General features: G+C 58.6%; 16 protein-coding genes and 1 pseudogene. 7 read left to right on the forward strand and 10 right to left on the reverse strand.

What is annotated here, in order from left to right; translation table 11 throughout:
- Positions 1-28: 28 nt before the first annotated feature.
- Both C5J26_RS15880 and nhaA read left to right on the forward strand, forming a co-directional pair.
- Complete coding sequence (locus tag C5J26_RS15880) at positions 29-1,144, forward strand: TRAP transporter substrate-binding protein (protein ID WP_105402631.1); 1,116 nt, start codon at positions 29-31, stop codon at positions 1,142-1,144.
- A 425-nt stretch (positions 1,145-1,569) separates the two neighbouring features.
- A complete protein-coding gene (nhaA, locus tag C5J26_RS15885) occupies positions 1,570-2,793 on the forward strand; it encodes a Na+/H+ antiporter NhaA (protein ID WP_105402632.1) in 1,224 nt (407 codons plus the stop codon).
- Between the two features lie 86 nt (positions 2,794-2,879).
- On the opposite strand, the gene C5J26_RS15890 is transcribed toward nhaA, so the two are convergent.
- The 3 genes from C5J26_RS15890 to C5J26_RS15900 form a co-directional block, all read right to left on the reverse strand.
- Entirely contained in the window at positions 2,880-4,136 is a 1,257-nt protein-coding gene (locus C5J26_RS15890) for a glycosyltransferase (RefSeq protein WP_105402633.1), read from the reverse strand.
- Between the two features lie 168 nt (positions 4,137-4,304).
- On the reverse strand, positions 4,305-4,946 hold the full coding sequence (locus tag C5J26_RS15895) for a 3-oxoacid CoA-transferase subunit B (RefSeq protein WP_105402634.1): 642 nt from the start codon (positions 4,944-4,946) through the stop codon (positions 4,305-4,307).
- The gene (locus C5J26_RS15900; protein WP_105402635.1) at positions 4,946-5,659 is read right to left on the reverse strand and encodes a CoA transferase subunit A; all 714 of its coding nucleotides are present in this window, start codon (positions 5,657-5,659) and stop codon (positions 4,946-4,948) included. Before C5J26_RS15900 ends, C5J26_RS15895 begins: the two co-directional genes overlap by 1 nt.
- 77 nt (positions 5,660-5,736) lie before the next feature.
- Between C5J26_RS15900 and C5J26_RS15905 the strand changes: the two genes are divergently transcribed.
- Entirely contained in the window at positions 5,737-6,327 is a 591-nt protein-coding gene (locus C5J26_RS15905) for a PAS and helix-turn-helix domain-containing protein (protein ID WP_245437561.1), read from the forward strand.
- 144 nt (positions 6,328-6,471) lie between these two features.
- Here C5J26_RS15905 and C5J26_RS15910 read toward each other — a convergent pair whose 3' ends face one another.
- The 5 genes from C5J26_RS15910 to C5J26_RS15930 form a co-directional block, all read right to left on the reverse strand.
- The gene (locus C5J26_RS15910) at positions 6,472-8,136 is read right to left on the reverse strand and encodes an iron ABC transporter permease (protein WP_105402636.1); all 1,665 of its coding nucleotides are present in this window, start codon (positions 8,134-8,136) and stop codon (positions 6,472-6,474) included.
- 62 nt (positions 8,137-8,198) lie between these two features.
- The gene (locus tag C5J26_RS15915) at positions 8,199-9,221 is read right to left on the reverse strand and encodes an extracellular solute-binding protein (RefSeq protein WP_105402637.1); all 1,023 of its coding nucleotides are present in this window, start codon (positions 9,219-9,221) and stop codon (positions 8,199-8,201) included.
- 123 nt (positions 9,222-9,344) lie between these two features.
- On the reverse strand, positions 9,345-10,400 hold the full coding sequence (locus C5J26_RS15920; RefSeq protein ID WP_105402638.1) for an ABC transporter ATP-binding protein: 1,056 nt from the start codon (positions 10,398-10,400) through the stop codon (positions 9,345-9,347).
- A 406-nt stretch (positions 10,401-10,806) separates the two neighbouring features.
- Positions 10,807-11,814 (reverse strand): aldehyde dehydrogenase family protein, encoded by a 1,008-nt coding sequence (locus tag C5J26_RS15925; RefSeq protein ID WP_371681923.1) that lies wholly within the window; start codon positions 11,812-11,814, stop codon positions 10,807-10,809.
- A 201-nt stretch (positions 11,815-12,015) separates the two neighbouring features.
- Entirely contained in the window at positions 12,016-12,930 is a 915-nt protein-coding gene (locus C5J26_RS15930; protein ID WP_105402639.1) for a LysR family transcriptional regulator, read from the reverse strand.
- Between the two features lie 106 nt (positions 12,931-13,036).
- Here C5J26_RS15930 and C5J26_RS15935 point away from each other — a divergent pair, with 106 nt between their 5' ends.
- Positions 13,037-14,206, forward strand: a complete 1,170-nt coding sequence (locus C5J26_RS15935; RefSeq protein ID WP_105402640.1) for a mandelate racemase/muconate lactonizing enzyme family protein — start codon at positions 13,037-13,039, stop codon at positions 14,204-14,206.
- Positions 14,207-14,215: 9 nt separating this feature from the next.
- On the opposite strand, the gene C5J26_RS15940 is transcribed toward C5J26_RS15935, so the two are convergent.
- Together C5J26_RS15940 and C5J26_RS33245 are read right to left on the reverse strand one after the other, a co-directional pair.
- On the reverse strand, positions 14,216-15,019 hold the full coding sequence (locus tag C5J26_RS15940; protein ID WP_245437571.1) for a substrate-binding domain-containing protein: 804 nt from the start codon (positions 15,017-15,019) through the stop codon (positions 14,216-14,218).
- Between the two features lie 48 nt (positions 15,020-15,067).
- Positions 15,068-15,250: pseudogene (locus tag C5J26_RS33245) on the reverse strand (LacI family DNA-binding transcriptional regulator); the annotation flags it as partial.
- A gap of 228 nt (positions 15,251-15,478) precedes the next feature.
- Here C5J26_RS33245 and C5J26_RS15945 point away from each other — a divergent pair.
- From C5J26_RS15945 to C5J26_RS15955, 3 genes are read left to right on the forward strand one after another with little or no spacing between them, the layout of a single operon-like run.
- The gene (locus tag C5J26_RS15945) at positions 15,479-16,459 is read left to right on the forward strand and encodes a tripartite tricarboxylate transporter substrate binding protein (RefSeq protein WP_105402641.1); all 981 of its coding nucleotides are present in this window, start codon (positions 15,479-15,481) and stop codon (positions 16,457-16,459) included.
- 58 nt (positions 16,460-16,517) lie between these two features.
- On the forward strand, positions 16,518-16,997 hold the full coding sequence (locus tag C5J26_RS15950; RefSeq protein WP_105402642.1) for a tripartite tricarboxylate transporter TctB family protein: 480 nt from the start codon (positions 16,518-16,520) through the stop codon (positions 16,995-16,997).
- A gap of 39 nt (positions 16,998-17,036) precedes the next feature.
- On the forward strand, positions 17,037-18,536 hold the full coding sequence (locus C5J26_RS15955) for a tripartite tricarboxylate transporter permease (protein ID WP_172723918.1): 1,500 nt from the start codon (positions 17,037-17,039) through the stop codon (positions 18,534-18,536).
- Positions 18,537-18,718 lie beyond the last annotated feature (182 nt).

The raw sequence follows: 18,718 nt of genomic DNA on the forward strand, positions 1-18,718 counted from the left end.
AGAGAAACAACAACCGAGGAGGACTGACATGCCAAATGACGTAAGCCGCCGTGGCTTTTTGACCAAGGGTGCGATCGCCGGAGCTGCCACGGCAGCCGGCGCGACGCTTGCAGCGCCTGCCGTCGCACAGGAAATGCCGTCGATCCGTTGGCGCTTGACGTCGGGTTTCCCAAACAACCTCGACACCATCTATGGCGGCGCGGTCGTCATGTCCGAGGCGCTTTCGAAGATCACCAATGGCAAGTTCCAGATCCAGGTATTCCAGGCAGGCGAAATCGTGCCCGGTGCCCAGGCGATCGATGCCGTCAAGGAAAACACCGTCGAACTCGCCCACACCTGCGGCTATTATTTCACGGGGAAGGACCCGACGTTTGCGATCGGCTCGACCATTCCCTTCGGACTGAACGGCCGACAGCAGAACGCCTGGCTTTACCATGGCGGCGGCAACCAGGCCTATAATGAATTCCTGTCGAACTACGGCGTGGTGGGTATTCCCGGCGGCGCAACGGGCGCTCAGATGGGCGGTTGGTTCCGCAAGGAGATCAAGAGCGTCTCTGACCTCAAGGGCATCAAGATGCGGATCGCCGGTGTCGCCGGCGAAGTCATGTCACGTCTTGGCGTCGTCCCGCAGCAGCTTCCAGGTGGGGACATCTATCCAGCTCTTGAGCGCGGCACGATTGACGCCGCCGAATGGATCGGCCCCTATGACGACGAAAAGCTCGGCTTCTACCAAATTGCCAAGAATTATTATTATCCAGCGTACTGGGAAGGCGGTTTGACGATCCACTTCTTCATCAACCAAGGTCAGTATTCCGCCCTTCCGGACGCCTACAAGGCAGCGCTCGACACGGCGTGCAAGGCGGCCAATGTCAATATGCAGGCGCTCTATGACGTCAAGAATACCGCCGCGATCCGCTCTCTTGTGGGCAAGGGTGTGCAGCTGCGTCCGCTGCCACGCGACGTCATGGATGCAGCCTACAAAGCATCCTTTGAACTATATGCCGAATATGCGCAGAAACACCCGGCATGGGCAAAGATCTATCCTGGCTGGAAGAAGTTCCGTGACGAGAGCTTCGAGTGGTTCCGGGTCGCCGAGTATAGCTATGACAGCTACATGTATGCAGCCCAGGCAGCAGGGAAATAACTGAAGGCGCTATGGTTATCTCAGTTCGGTGGCCGCTGCGTCGAAGGCCTGCGTCGGAGCTTGGCCGAGGCTTTCTCGCGACACCGGGATCGCAAGACCAACCAAAAGGCCGCGTCGATTTGGACGCGGCCTCTTTTGGAACCATGACGCGGTCAGCCGCGGCGCACCATGTCGGGAGGTGACCGGGATCTAGGAACTCTTTTTTGGCGGTAGCTGCCAGTTTGCGCCATGCCCGTTGGATTATTTAGCGGCTCTCATCCCCATTGACGCCTCACAGAGGTCGTTGACTGACGCCGATTGCTGGCGCGGAGAGTTGGCAGTGAACTTATGATCATATAGACACGATCCGCTTGGCGTGTGCTGCGTGCGCCAGGGTTTTCCCAAAATTACGGAGACTTGAACAACCTGAGCAGGATCGCGTAGCTATGTCTTCGAACAAAAAACAATCGATCTTCACGACGGGAAGAATAAACTCCACACTTCGCAAATTCCTCCATAGCGAAGCGTCAGGCGGATTGCTTTTGATGGCGGTTGCGGCTGTGGGTCTTGCCGTGGCGAACTCGCCGTTCGCACCAACTTATTTTTCCTTGATGAAGAGCTACATCGGTCCGCTTAGCGTCCAGCACTGGGTCAATGACGCCCTTATGGCCATATTTTTTCTGATGGTGGGCCTGGAAATCAAACGCGAGATGCTCGATGGCCAGCTCTCAAGCTGGCCGCGCCGAATTCTCCCCGGTGTGGCGGCACTCGGTGGCATGATGATGCCCGCGGCAATCTACGTGTTTTTCAACATCAACGATCCCGCTGCAACACGAGGTTGGGCGATTCCGACTGCGACTGATATCGCATTTGCGCTCGGAGTCCTTTCACTGCTTGGCCCACGTGTTCCGGTGACGCTCAAGGTCTTCCTGACAGCGCTTGCCATCATAGACGATCTCGGAGCAGTGGTGATTATCGCTCTGTTCTACACTGCGGATATAAATCTCTGGGCTTTGGCCGGAGCCGCCTTGGTGTTCCTCAATCTCTGCCTCTTCAGCCGGATCAAAGTCGTGGCACTATGGCCCTACCTTATGCTGGGGGCTGTTCTTTGGTTTTTCGTCCTGAAGTCGGGTGTTCATGCAACGATTGCCGGTGTGCTTCTCGCACTCACGGTTCCGATCAAACTAACGCCGGGTACTCCTGAGGCCAACCAGGATGTGTCCCCGCTTCATAAGCTGGAACACGCGCTCCATCGTCCGGTATCATTCATTGTCATCCCTATCTTTGGGTTTGTGAACGCAGGGGTGTCGTTCTCGGGACTATCGCCGTCCGTTATCCTTGAACCCTTGACCCTTGGTATCGGCCTCGGCTTGGTCCTCGGCAAGCTGATCGGGGTTCTTGGCTCGGTCTTTCTTCTGGTGAAAGCCGGTATCGTGGAGATGCCGGGATCCGCCAGTTGGGCCCAGACTTTCGGCGTTTCGCTTCTCTGTGGCATCGGTTTTACCATGAGTCTGTTCGTCGCGCTGCTGGCGTTTGATGATCCGGTGATGCAAGATCGGGCAAAGCTCGGCATTCTTGCGGGATCAATCATCGCAGGTATCGCTGGATATTTCATACTGAGGTTTGCGCCCCGTCGGCAGGGGCGCCAGTACGCCGATGTGATTGAATAGCCAGAAACCTGGTTCTCGTCGCTCCGGCATTCTGGCGACATTGAGACCAAGTTCCCTTCTGCGGTTTTCCACGCGCCGGGGGGCTATCAGGATAAGGATCTGCCGAGGTCCTGGCCTAGACGCTCGAGCAAACGAACCGCCGTCGCGGTTCCAGTCTCTTGTGTAACCAGGTTCCCCAGTGTGGTCGCTCGTTCCCGCATCCTCGGATTATCCATGGCGCCGATCGCCCGAGCGAGCCGATCGGCGCTCAAATGCTTTCTCGAGAGTTTTGCCGGAGCCACTCCCATGTTCCGCATTCGCAGAGCCCAAAACGGCTGGTCACCCATGAATGGGCAAATGGCCGCCGGGATACCCGCCCGTGCGCATGCCATGGTCGTCCCAGCGCCGCCATGATGGAGCGCCATCGCGGTGAGAGGCAGTACCCGATCATGAGGAAATTCATCCAAATGCATAATAGTCGATGTTGGAAGAGACGCCGAGAGGGCGCCACCGCCGGTTGCAAGCAATCCTCGGCGACCGGCCAGAGCCAGTCCGTTAACAACGATCTCCGTCAGTTGTTCTGGGTCCAGCCCGGGCATGCTGCCGAAGCCCACATATACAGGGGCCTCACCACCGGCAATAAAAGCTTCCAATGTACTTGGCATTTCCCACTCGGGGCTATCCAGGAACCAGGCCCCGGTAACGTGGACATCAGGCGGCCAGTCGGATGGCGCGGGAACGATATGTCTGCTGAACGCGTAGAGCGTCATCGACGGACGCGGTCGCCGTGCTGGCCGGCCAGGTAGCTTCAGGCAGCTCTCTCTCCAACGGGCGATAGTTCCGGCGAAGAGAAGCTCAGCGCCATTTGCCACGAGGCTATGGCTCAGCCGGTTGAGCGGTCCCAGGGTTCTCACCGGAAAGACCGGACTGGGAAAAGCAGAGGTCGGTGTCGAGATCGGCAAAGGTGAGCCGAGAACGGCGCTACATCCCAATCGTTCTGCGATGTGAAGCGACGCAAGTGACTTGGGGTGATAGACAATCAGGTCGGGCGCAAAATCGCGCGCGGTTTCCCATTCATGTCTTAGCAGATCCTCCATAAGAGGCCTTACGTGCTTGAGTAATTTGAACCCGGCAAGAAAGCCGCCGCCCTCGGCGATGGCCTTCTTGCCCTCGCGCGTTTCGATCAGGTTCAACATCTCCGGCGGGAGACAGTGAAAGGGAACAGATCTGGCGACAGCAAGTGGAGCATATGGTGCCGGCCCCGCGAACTGGACCTCGTGACCCGCGGCCAGGAGCGCAACTGAGAGCGCCACAAAGGGCTGAACGTCTCCTCTCGTGCCATATGTATGGATCGCGATCCGCATCACGCCCGTCCTTCCCTCGATAGCGCCCGAAGCTTCCAAGCCTGACGCGAACTTTGCCTGGCGTCCGAGTTCAGAGAGTGACTTAAGCAGCGCCAGAGAGACGATCAGTTAGAGATCAGCTCCGACGTGAGGCGAACACGTCATGGGATGTATTGCCCTATACGCCGATCAAAGACCGACCCTGAAGTCAGCTCTGGTCTTTGCCTTGATTTCCTCGAGGGTCACCCCTTCGGCGATTTCGACCAGCACCATTTCCGGAGCGCCCGTCCTTGCGATCGTGAAAACGCCGAGGTCGGTGACGACGAGATCCACGACGCGCTTGCCGGTGAGCGGAAGATCGCATTCCGGCAAAAGCTTCGACTCGCCCTTGGCCTCGTGCTCCATCAGTACGACGACGCGTTTGACCCCGGCGACGAGGTCCATCGCGCCGCCCATGCCCTTGGCCATCTTGCCCGGGATCATCCAGTTCGCGAGGTCGCCGTTGCTGGCTACCTGCATGGCGCCCAGGATCGACAGGTCGATGTGACCGCCGCGGATCATCGCGAAGCTGTCTGCCGACGAAAAGAAGCTCGTCATCGGCAGTTCGCTGACGGTCTGCTTGCCGGCATTGATGAGGTCGGCGTCGACTTCATTGTCGAGTGGGAAAGGGCCGATGCCGAGCATACCGTTTTCGCTCTGCAGGACGACATTGATGCCGGCAGGAATGTGGTTAGCCACCAGCGTCGGGATGCCGATGCCGAGGTTGACGTAGAAACCGTCCTGAAGCTCACGCGCGGCGCGCGCAGCCATCTGATCCCGTGTCCAGGCCATTACACCGCCTCCGTCTGTGCGGCTCTCACGGTCCGCTGTTCGATATGTTTCTTCGCATCGGGAACGTGGAGAATTTTTGACACGAAGATGCCCGGCGTATGGATATGGTCGGCGTCAATCTGGCCGACGTCCACGAGATGTTCGACCTCGGCAACTGTGAACTTGCCGGCGGTCGCCATCATCGGATTGAAGTTCCGGGCCGTCTTGCGATAGACGAGATTGCCTTCGGTGTCGCCTTTCCAGGCATGGACAAGCGATACGTCCGCCGTCAGCGCCATTTCCATGACGTATTGCTCGCCGCCGAACTCCCGTATCTCCTTGCCCTCCGAAATGATCGTACCGACACCCGTCTTTGTAAAGAACGCCGGGATGCCTGCGCCGCCTGCGCGTATCCGTTCCGCAAGCGTACCCTGCGGATTGAACTCGAGCTCGAGTTCGCCGGAAAGGAACTGTTGGGCGAAGAGCTTGTTCTCGCCGACATAGGACGAAATCATTTTCCGAATCTGGCGCGTTTCCAGCAACAGGCCGAGGCCTATTCCATCGACGCCAGCATTATTCGAGATGACAGTGAGGTCCTTTACGCCGGACAGCTTGACCGCCTCGATCAGGATTTCGGGTATTCCGCAAAGCCCGAACCCGCCCGACATGATCACCATGCCGTCCTTCAATACGCCTGCCAGCGCCTCAGTGGCGCTTGATACTATCTTTCGCATCCTGACCCTCCCACGGAATTCCGCTAGCGCGAAACTAAGGCTTGATCGACCTTGGCGGCTAGCCGTATTAATACTGCATGCCTGACGCTCCAGCATCAATTCCGGATCCGGATCAGATCCATCGTTTTCCGCTGGCGGATATGCCGGTGCCCATGGTTTATGCAAGGCATCGCATCATTCGTGATTGTAACGTCGAATTCGCTACGCTTTTTGGGCTTCGCCGGGAAGAGATCCTGGACACCAGTTTTGCACGTCTCTATCCGAAGATCGCGGACTTTGTGCGCATCGGTCATTTGTGGCGCAGTCATCTGCCCGCCGGGCAGGTCTTTTATGACGAGCGGATCATGACGAGGGGGGATGGCGGACGCTTCTGGTGCAGGGTGAACGGCCGGAGCCACAATCTCGCCGATCCGTTTGCCGAAGCACTCTATTGTTTCCAGGCGATCAACCGGCCGATCAAAAGCTCCGACCCGACCTTTACTGATCGGCAGCACCAGATCATCACCCTGGTTGCGCAGGGAAAGAGCAACGCGATGATCGCTGACGAACTCGGACTTTCGAAGCGTACGATAGAATCCCATCGCGCGCGGCTTATGCAAGCCGTCGGCGTACGCAATTCGGCTGAGCTGGTAGCATGGTTTACGGCAGGCCATAAACGGCAAGGATGAGTTCATTTAATCTGGCTGAGTAGAGATCCTATCCTCAATCGGTTCTTTTCCAAACCACGAGGTTGACGCATCATCCATGCGTCCGACGGATAGGCATCGCCCATGCCTAGTCAGTCTGACTGACATCGGCTTGCTCGGGCAACGTCAACGATCCGAGCGACCGATGCGGGAGAGCAGGATGACCGGTAGCATGCCGATCAGAAGGATGGCCAAGGCGGCGACAGAAGCCTCCTCGTAGGTTCCTCTCGCGGCCTCGCCATACAGGTGGGTGGCAAATGTTTCGATGTTGAGCGGTCGCAGCAGGAGCGTGGCCGGGAGTTCCTTGACGCAGTCGACAAAGACTAGCAGGCCGGCTGCGGTTAATGCCGCTTTGGACAACGGCAGATGTATGTGGCGCAGGGTCCCGGCCGGAGACTGGCCGAGCAAGCGTGAGGCTTGGTCCAGTGACAGGGGAATGCGTGCAAGCCCGGCGTCAATGCCTCCCGCCGAGATAGCCAGAAACCTCATCGTATATGCGTAGATCAGTGCAGCGCCCGAACCGATGAACAACAGGCCGGTGGAGACTCCGAACCAATCGATGGCGGTCTGGTCAACCAACCGATCTGCCGTCGCCAGCACGATCAGAACGCCGATGGCAACCACCGTGCCGGGGGCCGCATATCCCATTGTCGCGAAACGATAGGACCAAGACGACACCGCGCCCGGGCGAAGGCGGTTCGCATAGGCGACGACGAGGCCAAATGCGATGGTGGTCGCGGTTGCGATGACGGCTAGGGCAATCGTGTTTACCGCCTCGTTCAGCAGGTTCGAGGATATGCCGGCGAAACGGATGCGTTGCCATGCGGATGTCGACAGGTACAGGGCCGGTCCGGCAAAACCGATCAGGATCGGGGTTAGGCCGAGCATCAGCAAAAGCAGGCCTTTCGGCGACGAAACTCGGAGCGGCTCAAAACCACGATTGCGCTGCGCAGTTGCAGAATAGCGCTGCCTTCGCCTCGCCCACCGTTCGAACGACACCAGAGCGACGACCATAAGCAATAGCAACAGGGCGATCTGTGACGCGCCGGGCAGGTCTGTTCGCGTGATCCAGGTCGTATAGATCGACACGGTCAGCGTGCGAACACCGAGAAATTCCGAGGCGCCGACATCATTCAGGGTTTCCATCAGCGCCAGGCTGACACCGACGGCGACCGCCGGCCTTGCAAGCGGCAGAGCGACGTTCCAGAAGATGGCGCGGCGGGAGATACCAAGCGTTCGTGCCGCGTCGATGAGATTGGCTGATTGTGTCAGGAACATCACGCGTGTGGGCATGTAGACGTATGGGTAGAGAACGAAACCCAGAAGAAGAATGCAGCCGGGCATCGAGCGCACGTCCGGCAATCGGAACTCGCGCGGGCTCGAATAACCAAGCAACCAGCGGATTACGCTCTGTACGGGACCGATCGGGTGCAGAATGTCGAGATAGGCATAGGCGATGATGTAGGTCGGCACGGCGAGCGGCAGCAGCAGTGCCCATTCCAGCGTCCGCCGACCGGGAAAGGAATACGCTGTAACCAGCCATGCCATTGTTGTGCCGATGACAGCCGAAACGATGCCGACGCCCAGGAGAAGGATGATGGTGTCGACCATGGAAATCGGCAGGATAGTGGTTGCCAGATGCTGCCAGAGGCCGGGAGAGCCCTGAATGGCCTGTAGGAAAAGGCCCACGACGGGAAGCGCCACAAGTGCTGCGACCATAACTGTGCAGATCAGCCAACGGTTGCCTGGACGCCGTTTAGGCCAAGCGATCGCGGCGATAGGGGAGGTCATGTTATTCACCAACTGGCCAGACGAAAGGCGCCCGCAAAGACAAGGGCGCCTTTCTGTCCATGTTAGTTGTCGAAGCCAACCTTATCGACCAGCGTGCTTGCTTGCTTGCGATGGCCGACGATCTCCGTCAACGACTTGGAATCGATCTTCAATTGACCGAAGGATGCGATGATCGGATCGGTGGCCGCGCCGGCCTTGACCGGGTATTCGTAATTGGCTTCGGCGTAAATCTTCTGGGCTTCATCGGAGACGAGATATTCCAGGAGCTTGACTGCTTCGGCCTTGTTTGGCGCATTTTTGGCGACAGCTGCGCCACTGATGTTGACCTGCGTGCCGCCATTCTTGAAGGTCGGAAGAATGACCTTGATGGCCTCGCCCCACTTGACCTGATCCGGACCGCCCTTGCCCGATCGCATCAGGCCGACATAATAAGAGTTCGCGATTGCAATATCGCAGATACCGCCAAGGATGTCCTTGGCGCCGTCACGGTCGCCACCACCGGCCTTGCGGGCCAGGTTGGCCTTAACGCCCGTCAGCCACTTTTCTGCTTCAGCCGCGCCGTAATGGGCGATGTAGTCAGCGAAGAGAGCCGTGTTGTAGGGGTGCTGGCCGGCGCGAATGCATACCTTACCCTTCCATTTGGGGTCGGCAAGCTCTTCGTAGTTGAACGATTTCAGATCCAAGTCCTTCGCGGCATAGAGCACGCGTGCCCGCATCGAAAGCGCGAACCAGTTGCCTTTGGGGTCGCGCAGCTGCGCGGGAATGGCAGCATTCAGCACCGCCGACTCGACGGGCTGGGTGACACCTTTCTCGACCAGGTCGACCAGGCTACCGGCATCGACGGCCATCAGAATATCGGCGGGCGAGCTGGCGCCTTCTGTCGCAACGCGTTCCGCAAGGCCATCCTTCAGGAAAACGGTGTTGACCTTGGTGCCTGTGGATTTGGTGAATGCATCGAGAAGCGGCTGGATTAGCCCCGCCTCACGCGTCGTATAGATGTTGATCTCGGCGGCAGTGGCCGCGCTTGCACTCAGGAAGAGCGAGGCGACGAGAAAGGTCGATGTTGCGATGGCATGCGTGTTCATGAGTCCCTCCATGTTTGGCATGCTTGCAGCAGTTTATGACCATTTTCGTCAAGTTTAATGTTCAACTTGCAGTCACAATCACGGTTTGTTGATCCGCATTTCCCACCTAATACAATCTTCGATTTAATCGCTCGGAAATGCCAGCACTTGGTCGTTGGCGATGGAGACTCGCACCAGATCGACATCCGGCGGCAGCCGTTTTGTCGATCTCACTCGCAATGGTGTTTCAAGGTTGTCGACACGAACAAGGAACTGCTCGAATTCTCCATGAAAGCTTCGCCGCTCGATGCGGCCGGCAAAATCTCCGTCATCCCGCGAAATCGAAATCGCCTGGGGACGGATGTAAATCGTCGACGGACTGCCTTCCGGGATAGCCATGGCCTGTGAGAAGGCGCCCATCGCTGTTTTAATCACGCCGCCCTTGTAGACGCCCGGCACCTTGTTGAAGTCACAGAAGAATTCTGCCGCATACGGGGTGAGGGGTCGATCGTGTAGATCGTAGCCTGAGCCCGCCTGAACGACTTCGCCAGCCTTCATCAGAACCACGCGGTCCCCGGCCGAAAGCGCCTCGTCGGGGTCATGAGTGACCATGATCACGGTTGTACCCAGCGTTTTCAGAAGCGACAGCGTGTTGTCGCGCACCCTGTCCCTCAGGCTCTGATCCAGATTGGAAAAAGGTTCGTCCATCAGCAGGATGTGGGGCCGGGGAGCAAGCGCCCTTGCCAGCGCTACGCGCTGTTGTTCGCCACCGGACAGCATATGTGGAAAACGGTCGATGAGATGCGTGATACCTATCCTGCCAATCACCTCCGAGGTCCTCCTGATGGCCTCGGCTCTATTGTAGCGCTTGAGACCGAACAGGATATTCTGCTCCACGGTCAGATGCGGGAAGAGAGCATAATCCTGGAAAACGAAACCGACATTGCGCGCCTCGGGCTCGATGAAAATCGATGGGCCCGAAATCTCCTTGCCAGCCAGAAGAATACGGCCGCCGTCCGGTGTGTCGACGCCGGCGATCAATCTGAGCAGTGTTGATTTGCCGCATCCGGAGTGACCGACGAGGCAGATAATTTCTCCTTTGCGGACCGATAACGAAATGCCACCGACGGCTGCCGTCGGTCCGAAACGTCGTGTCACGTCTCGGATCTCCAGCGCAAACTCGTCAGTTTCGGCAACCATTCTGATCTCCTCTCGATCGTAGGGCGATTGGGGCTGGTGCCTTGATACAGAACCCGGGTAGCGCTGCAAACCATTGGCCTGCCATTCTGATGGCGGTTGCGGATCTGAAGCGGCAGATTCAGACGATTTCCCTCGTCCTTTGCGTCGCTGGCCGACCTATTCCCGCCCGTTCGATTTGCTTGTCAAAACCAGAGCGCAACCCAGTAGTCGCATACGTAGCCGTTCCCAACAGTCCCCTTGATCCGCCCGTGGACGGTAGCGGAACTGGAAGACAGCTTGTCGGCGTTGGCAATCGGCGTGACTCTCGAAGAGGCTCGATGTCTGGAAGACGGCACATGAGCGAAAAGAGCGGATGGAAACGTTAGGGGTGGGCCCGTAAAGACCCACCCCTTGGCAAATCCTCGGCTCAGAAGAACCCAAGTTTGTTTGGGTTGTAGCTGACCAGCATGTTCTTGGTCTGCTGATAGTGGTCGAGCATCATCTTGTGCGTCTCGCGCCCAAAGCCCGACTGTTTGTATCCACCGAACGCGGCGTGGGCCGGGTAAGCGTGATAATTGTTGATCCAGACGCGGCCGGCCTGGATTGAGCGACCGAAGCGGTAGCAACGGTTGGCGTCGCGGCTCCACACGCCGGCCCCAAGGCCGTATATGGTGTCATTAGCGATTTGCAGCGCCTCCGCCTCATCCTTGAACGTCGTGACAGAAACCACCGGGCCGAAGATCTCTTCCTGGAAGACCCGCATCTTGTTGTGGCCCTTCAGGATCGTCGGCTGAACGTAGAAGCCGCTGGAAAGGTCCCCGTCAAGGCGCGCGGCATCCCCTCCGATCAATACTTCTGCTCCTTCATTCACGCCGATCGTCAGATAGGACAGGATCTTGTCCTGCTGTTCCTGGCTCGCCTGTGCCCCCACCATCGTCTGCATGTCGCGAGGGTCACCCTGTTTGATCGCGCGCACCCGCTCGATGCAGCGTGCGATGAACGCCTCGTAGATGTCCTCATGGATAAGCGCACGACTGGGGCAAGTGCAGACCTCGCCCTGGTTGAAGGCAAATAGGACGAACCCTTCGACCGCCTTGTCAAGGAACGCGTCATCCTCTGCCATCACATCGGAGAAGAAGATGTTCGGGGACTTGCCGCCCAATTCCAGGGTCACGGGGATCAGGTTTTCGGTTGCCGCCTGCATGATGATGCGCCCGGTCTCGGTGGAGCCGGTGAAGGCGATCTTTGCAATGCGGGGAGATCTGGCCAGAAGAACACCGCACCCTGAGGCACCCACCAGGCCAAAGAGATGATCAAGCCTTGCTGTTGCAACCCTCATGAAGCGATCCAGGCAAGCTCGTCGGTGGTCGAGTTCCGCCTCATCGACCCGATCGTTCGGTCGGCGCGCCGACGGATCCAGCCGGTGATGTTCCATTGATCGTCGCCAGGACGCTGCAAGCGGACTCCGCGCCGCGTCCGATCCGGACGCGATAACCTTTGCGACCCTGTTCACGTGATCGGTTTCGCCGCGGATAATATGTCCTCCCTGGCTGTAAGCTTACCACCTCCTCGGGCTGCGGCAACATGAAATCCCACCGGCATGCCTGTAGTCGACGCACCGGTTTCCGACGGTCATTCAAAGGCGCCTTCCGGCGAGATCACCGTCACGGCCTGCCGTTTGCACTGCTACGTCGCGAATATCCTGCAGCAAGCGATTGCGATTATCCGGTCTCCAGATGGCGTGGAGTTCGGCTATGCATTCTTCGCGGAGATCGATCGGGCGAAATACGACACTGTCGAAGCAAGCGGTCCGGGTCTCGCCGGGCACGATTGCCAAACCTATACCAGCGCTCACCAATGACAGAATGGCCTGTGAATGCGTCATGTGCTGCACGATGCGCGGGGTGATCCGGGCTTCGGCTAGTAGCCTGGCCAGCTTTTCGTGCAAGTATCGCGCCTGGGCGGAAAACATGATGAACGGCTCGCCATCGAGCTTGTTCAGCGCGGGACGGCGATTTGCGGCCAGGGGATGAGCCCGAGGTATCGCAAGCATCATGGGTTCGTGCGCCACGCAGGCGCTTTCGAGATAATGCGAACCTATCAACGGGCGCGACAAGCCCAGATCGATACGGCCGGTGTTGATTGACTGGAGTTGTTCCGCAGTCTCCATCTGCACCAATTCCAGCTCGACCTGAGGAGCGGTGGTGCGCGCGGCACTGATGAACTTTGGCAAAAAACTATAGGTTGCTGCTCCCACAAATGCGATGCTCACCGATCCCGCGCTGCCGCGTGCCGCTCGCCGCGCCGCTGTTGTGGCCGTATTGCCCTGCTCGATCAACTTCTGGGCTTCCACCAAGAATACCATGCCGGCAGGGGTCAGGACGACCCGCCGGCTCGTCCTTTCCAGCAGCGTGACGTCCAGCTCCTGCTCCAAGAGTTTGATCTGCCGGCTGAGGGGTGGCTGCGTGATATTCAAGCGCCGGGCGGCACGGCTGAAATTCAACTCTGACGCCAGCACGACAAACGACCTGACCTGCGTCATATCCAGCATCTATCCAACTCCGGTATAGATTCTCTACAAAAATCAATCTGGACTTAAATGGGTGAGATCGGTAACGGTCAAGACCAGACGCGAAACCTTTATGGGCGTGAGACGAATGGATACGCACTCGACAACGGGCTCAACCCAACAAATCGGCGGTGCAGACAGCATCGCCTGGATCAAGCTTTCCTCGATCTTCCTGCCGCTGAAAACGCCGATCAGCGATGCAAAGGTGCTGACCGGCCGGCAGAAGCCGCTGACCGAGGTTGCGTTCCTGTTCGCAGAAATAGAGACGCAGCAGGGGCATAGCGGCATCGGGTTCAGTTATTCCAAGCGTGCAGGCGGTCCCGGCCAGTACGAGCATGCAAAGGAGATCGCCGAGGTTTTAATCGGTGAAGATCCGAACGATATCGGCAAGCTCTGGAACAAACTCTGCTGGGCCGGAGCCTCCGTCGGTCGTAGCGGTCTTGCCATCCAAGCGATCGCCGCTTTCGACGTGGCCTTGTGGGATCTCAAAGCCAAGCGCGCGGGTCTGCCGCTCGCAAAGCTGCTGGGCGCACACCGTGATTCCGTCAGATGCTACAACACCTCCGGCGGGTTTCTTTCTTCTCCGATCGAAGAGGTTCTCGAAAACGTCGAGCAGTCGATCGCGGCCGGCATTGGCGGCATCAAGATCAAGGTCGGTCAGCCGGACATGAATATCGACCTGAAGCGCGTGGCGGCAGTTCACGACCGCATCGGTGGCCGGGCAGCGATGATGGTCGACGCAAACCAGCAATGGGACCGACCGAGCGCCGTGCGCTTCGGTCGCCTGATGGAGCCTTATAACCTTACCTGGATCGAGGAGCCGCTCGACGCATATGATGTCGAAGGGCACGCGGCGCTTGCGGCGCAGTTGGACACGCCGATCGCGACCGGCGAAATGCTGGCAAGCGTTCTTGAGCATGCCTCTCTTATCCAGAACAATTCCGTTGATTTCATCCAGCCGGACGCGCCGCGGGTAGGCGGCATTACCCAGTTCCTGAAGATCTGTGCGCTGGCGGAGGCGAAAAAGCTGCAACTGGCGCCGCATTTTGCCATGGAAATCCATTTGCACTTGGCGGCAGCTTACGAGCTTGAATCTTGGGTCGAACATTTCGACTGGCTCGATCCGCTGTTCAACGAGCGGCTGGAGATCAAGGACGGCCGCATGGCGGTGCCGACCCGTCCGGGATTGGGAATCACGCTTTCCGAGCAGTCGCATCATTGGACAAGGGGAACGGCGGAGTTCGGCAAGCGACCTTAAGGTCGCATGTCAGGCAGTTCCCCGCGCGACGATGTGGAAATCGATATTGATCATGGCGCCCACATCCTCGCTGCCGGCGATTTTTTTCAAGATCGATTGCGCCGCCTTGGTGCCGATGTCGCGGCGATCGATGCGGACGGTCGTTAGCGGAGGATGCGTGTGCGGAGCAAAATCGAAATCGCCAAAGCCGATGATCGCCAGGTCCTCCGGTATCCTGCAGCCTTGGAAATGGGCTTCGGCCAGTGCCCCGTGTGCTACTACATCCGACGAGCAGAAGACGCCGAGCGTGCCGTGTCCCCGGTCCAAAAGCCGCGCCATCGCGGCCCGTCCGTCGCTAAACGTCGATGGAGAGTTCATATCGAGCGCCGGCAACTCCACCTCCGCAATTCCCGCCAGACGATTGACGAATCCGTCGCGGCGTTGGACTGCGCGCGGGTCATTCGCGCCGATCTGGGCATAACGGTCATATCCCTTGGCCAAAAGATGCTCGGCGACCAGGGCGCCCACGGCCAGGTGCGAGAAACCGACGGCCGTATCGAGCGGCGACGGCGTCGAGTCCCAGATCTCGACGATCGGCAATCCTGCCCCGGTCAGCATCGTGCGCGTCTCTTTCAGATGGGAGATTCCAGTCAGGATAATGCCGTCGGGACGGCGGGCGAGGATTGCGCGGGTCAGTTCGAGCTCTCGTTGGGCATCGTAGCCGGACAATCCAAGCAAGAGTTGGTAGCCGGCGGAAACAAGCTCGGCGTTGAGGCCCTCTATAGTCTCTGCGAAGATCGTGCTGGCGACCGACGGCACGATCGCAGCGATCAACCTCGTTCTTCGTGAGGCGAGCCCCCCGGCCAGGAGATTGGGCACGTATCCGGTCCTTGCGATGACGCGGCCGATTGCTTCCAGCGTTTGCGGCTTGACCAGATTTGGCGTGTTGATGGCTCGTGAGACGGTGACAGGAGATACGTTGGCAAGCCTTGCGACATCGGCAAGCGTTACCGGCCCATTCGTCGGATTTCTTCTGTTTTTATCGTGACCTGTCATATTCGCCATCCCTGCCAAATGAGTTACGCTTTCATTGGACTCACAGGCAAGTGCCTAAGCTGCAGAATATTCAAGGAAACTAGATAACACACTGAATTAACGTGATATAAATTTTGCCACTCATGCTTGCGGAGCAGGATTTTGAAGTTACAATGAAAGCGCTTCCATTACTCTCCGGGAGGTGTGGAGAGAGTGGGTTTATGAGGCTGGCTGGAGGCCAAGCAAGGAGGAAGTTCTATGCACTTCAAGCGTTTCACGACGTTTGCGGCCGTTGTGGCTGCAATATGCGCGACAAGCATGCAGTCGAGCCGCGCCGATGACTATCCATCCAGGACCGTGACGGTGGTCGTGCCGTTCGCCGCGGGAGGGAATACCGATACATTCGGCCGCCTCGTGGCCGAACAATTGGACAAGCGGTTGGGGCAGCGATTTATCGTCGAGAACAAGCCCGGTGCGGGCGGCAATGTGGGTCTTGGCGATCTCGCGCGGTCGAAGCCGGATGGCTATACGATCGGCATGGGCACGGTAAGTTCAAACGCCATCAACCAGACGCTTTACAAGACCTTGCCTTACGACAAGGAGAAGGGTTTTGCGCCGATCTCGCTCATCGCGACCTTGCCGAACGTTCTGGTGGTCAATCCGGACAAGATCAAGGCGACCTCCGTCGAGGAGCTTATCGAGCTTCTCAAGAAGGAGCCAGGCAAGCACACCTATGCTTCGTCGGGCGTCGGCACGTCGATACATCTAGCCGGCGAGCTTTTGGCCACCAAGGCAGGCATCAAGATGACCCACATTCCCTACAAGGGAAGCAGCCAGGCCATTCTCGATGTGGTTGCGGGCCATGTTGACATGATGTTCGACAATATTCCGACGGCAGCGCAGCAAGTGAAGGCCGGCAAGGTGCGCGCACTCGCTGTGACCAGTCTCGATAAAGCGGCTCTTCTGCCGGAAGTGCCGACAATGGCGAGCATCATTCCCGGGTTCGATGCAACGTCCTGGCACGGCATCTTTGCGCCTCCCGGCACGCCGCCGGAAATCGTCGAGAAGCTCAGCAAAGAGGTTCAGGCTATTCTTGCAGAGCCGGCCATGAAGGCGAAGCTGGAAGGCATGGGTGCGACCCCGGTCGGCAACACGTCGACCGAGTTCAAGGCCTTCATCGCCACGGAAACGGCAAAGTGGGCCGAGGTGATCAAGGCCGCCAACGTTCCGCCTCAATGAGTAGGCGCCGGTCGGGCTAACGCCCGACCGGCTCATCTTTCCACGCGAGTGTCATGCCATGTTGAAGATAAGAAATGGCCGCGACTTCGTCGGCGGCGTGACGATGATCTTTGCGGGTCTGCTATTTATCTGGTTCGGTCGCAACCTGGAGGTTGGAAACTCCTTCCAGATGGGGCCGGGCTATTTTCCCACGGCGCTGAGCCTGGTTCTGATGGCGATAGGCGCGCTCATCATCCTTCAGTCCCTGGTGGTCGAGGCTGAGAGAGTGGAGCCCCAGAGGCCGAATTGGAAGGCTTATTTTCTGGTCATCCTCGCGCCAATAGGATTCGGTGTGCTGCTCTCCGGACTGGGTTTGGCGCCGACAATGTTTTTCCTGATCGTCGGCGTCGCGACTGCCAGCCGATACGCCAACTGGCGCCATTCCATCCTCCTCGGCCTGTTCCTGGCGGTCTGCTCGGTCTTGCTGTTCACGCGGCTTTTGTCGCTCCCCATCAGCGCGTTCGGACCGTGGGTCCCTTTTCTCGGCGACCTTTCATAACCCTCCCAGCGAGGCCGACGAAACCGGATTGGATTGCTTATGGACATCTTCTCGAACCTCTGGCTCGGCGCCTCGACCGCATTCTTGCCGATGAATCTGCTCTACGGCTTCGTCGGGTGCCTGCTTGGGACAGCGATCGGCGTGTTGCCGGGGCTCGGGCCAACGGCGACGATTGCCATGCTGCTGCCGATCACGTTCGGACTGCCGCCGGAATCAGCACTCATCATGCTTGCGGGCATCTTCTACGGCGCGCAATACGGCGGTTCGACAACGGCCATTCTCATCAATCTTCCGGGCGAGAGCTCGTCCGTCGTGACCGCGATAGACGGCTATCAGATGGCGCGAAACGGGCGTGCCGGTGCGGCGCTGGCGACGGCTGCACTTGGCTCCTTCTTCGCCGGGACGGTGGCGACAATCCTACTCGCGATGGCAGCCCCCCCTCTGGCTGCGGTCGCATTGAATTTCGGGCCTGCCGAGTATTTTTCGCTGATGGTCCTGGGGCTGGTTGCCTCTGTGGCGCTCGCCAGCGGGTCGTTGCTCAAGGCGATGGCTATGATCGTTTTTGGGCTGATGCTTGGCACCGTCGGCACCGACGTCGAGAGCGGTACCCCACGTTATGTCTTCGACATCCCCGAACTTTATGACGGGCTCAACTTCGTCGCGGTCAGCATGGGCATATTCGGGATCTGCGAGATCCTTCGCAATCTCGAAAGCGAGCAGGAACGTTCGGTTGGCGTCAAGCGCGTGACCGGCCTGATGCTGACGATGAGCGATTTTAAGCGCATTATCGCCCCGGTTCTGCGCGGCACGGCGCTCGGATCCTTTCTCGGTGTTCTGCCCGGAGGCGGCGCGATGCTCGCATCCTTCGCATCCTATGCAATGGAAAAGCGAATATCCCCGAACCGGGCCGAGTTCGGCAAGGGGGCGATCGAGGGGGTCGCGGCGCCCGAATCCGCCAACAATGCTGGGGCGCAGACTTCGTTCATTCCGATGCTGACGCTCGGAATTCCCGGTAACCCAGTCATGGCTCTGATGGTGGGGGCCATGATCCTGCAGGGCATCACGCCCGGCCCCAACGTGATCTCGGACGAGCCGGCATTGTTCTGGGGCATGATCGTTTCGATGTGGTCGGGCAATCTCATGCTTGTCATCCTCAACTTGCCGCTTATCGGGCTATGGGTGCGGATGCTGACGGTACCTTACCATCTGTTGTTTCCCGCAATTATCGGCTTCTGCTGCATCGGCGCCTACAGCATCAATAACAGCGTCTTCGACGTGTTCGTCATGGCAGGTTTCAGCGTCATTGGCTTTGCGCTCAGCAAGATGCGATTCGAGCCGGCGCCGCTGCTCCTAGGCTTCATTCTGGGGCCGATGCTTGAAGAGAACCTGCGGCGTGCCATGCTCATCAGCCAAGGAGATCCGTCGATCTTCTTGCGCAGCCCGCTCAGTCTCTCGCTGTTGATCTTCGCCGTCGTTGTCCTTGCGCTGGTGCTGTCGCCGAGCATCAGCCGTAAACGGGAAGAGGCCTTTACGGAATAGCGCCGAGCGTGATCAGGAAAGTTGCCGATCGGCACAAGGAAGCCCTTATGGCGATGAGTGAGACTTCCGACCAATTGCGCCCGGCGGGCTGGATGATGTCGATCGGCCCAGTTCGTTATTGGCTATTCCGATCGGGCATCACAGCCGGGCCGTGCAGGCGAAACCAGGACAATTCAATTCGC

Origin of the sequence: Neorhizobium sp. T7_12 (genome assembly GCF_002968535.1) — a bacterium.
In the GTDB taxonomy this organism is placed as follows: domain Bacteria; phylum Pseudomonadota; class Alphaproteobacteria; order Rhizobiales; family Rhizobiaceae; genus Neorhizobium; species Neorhizobium tomejilense.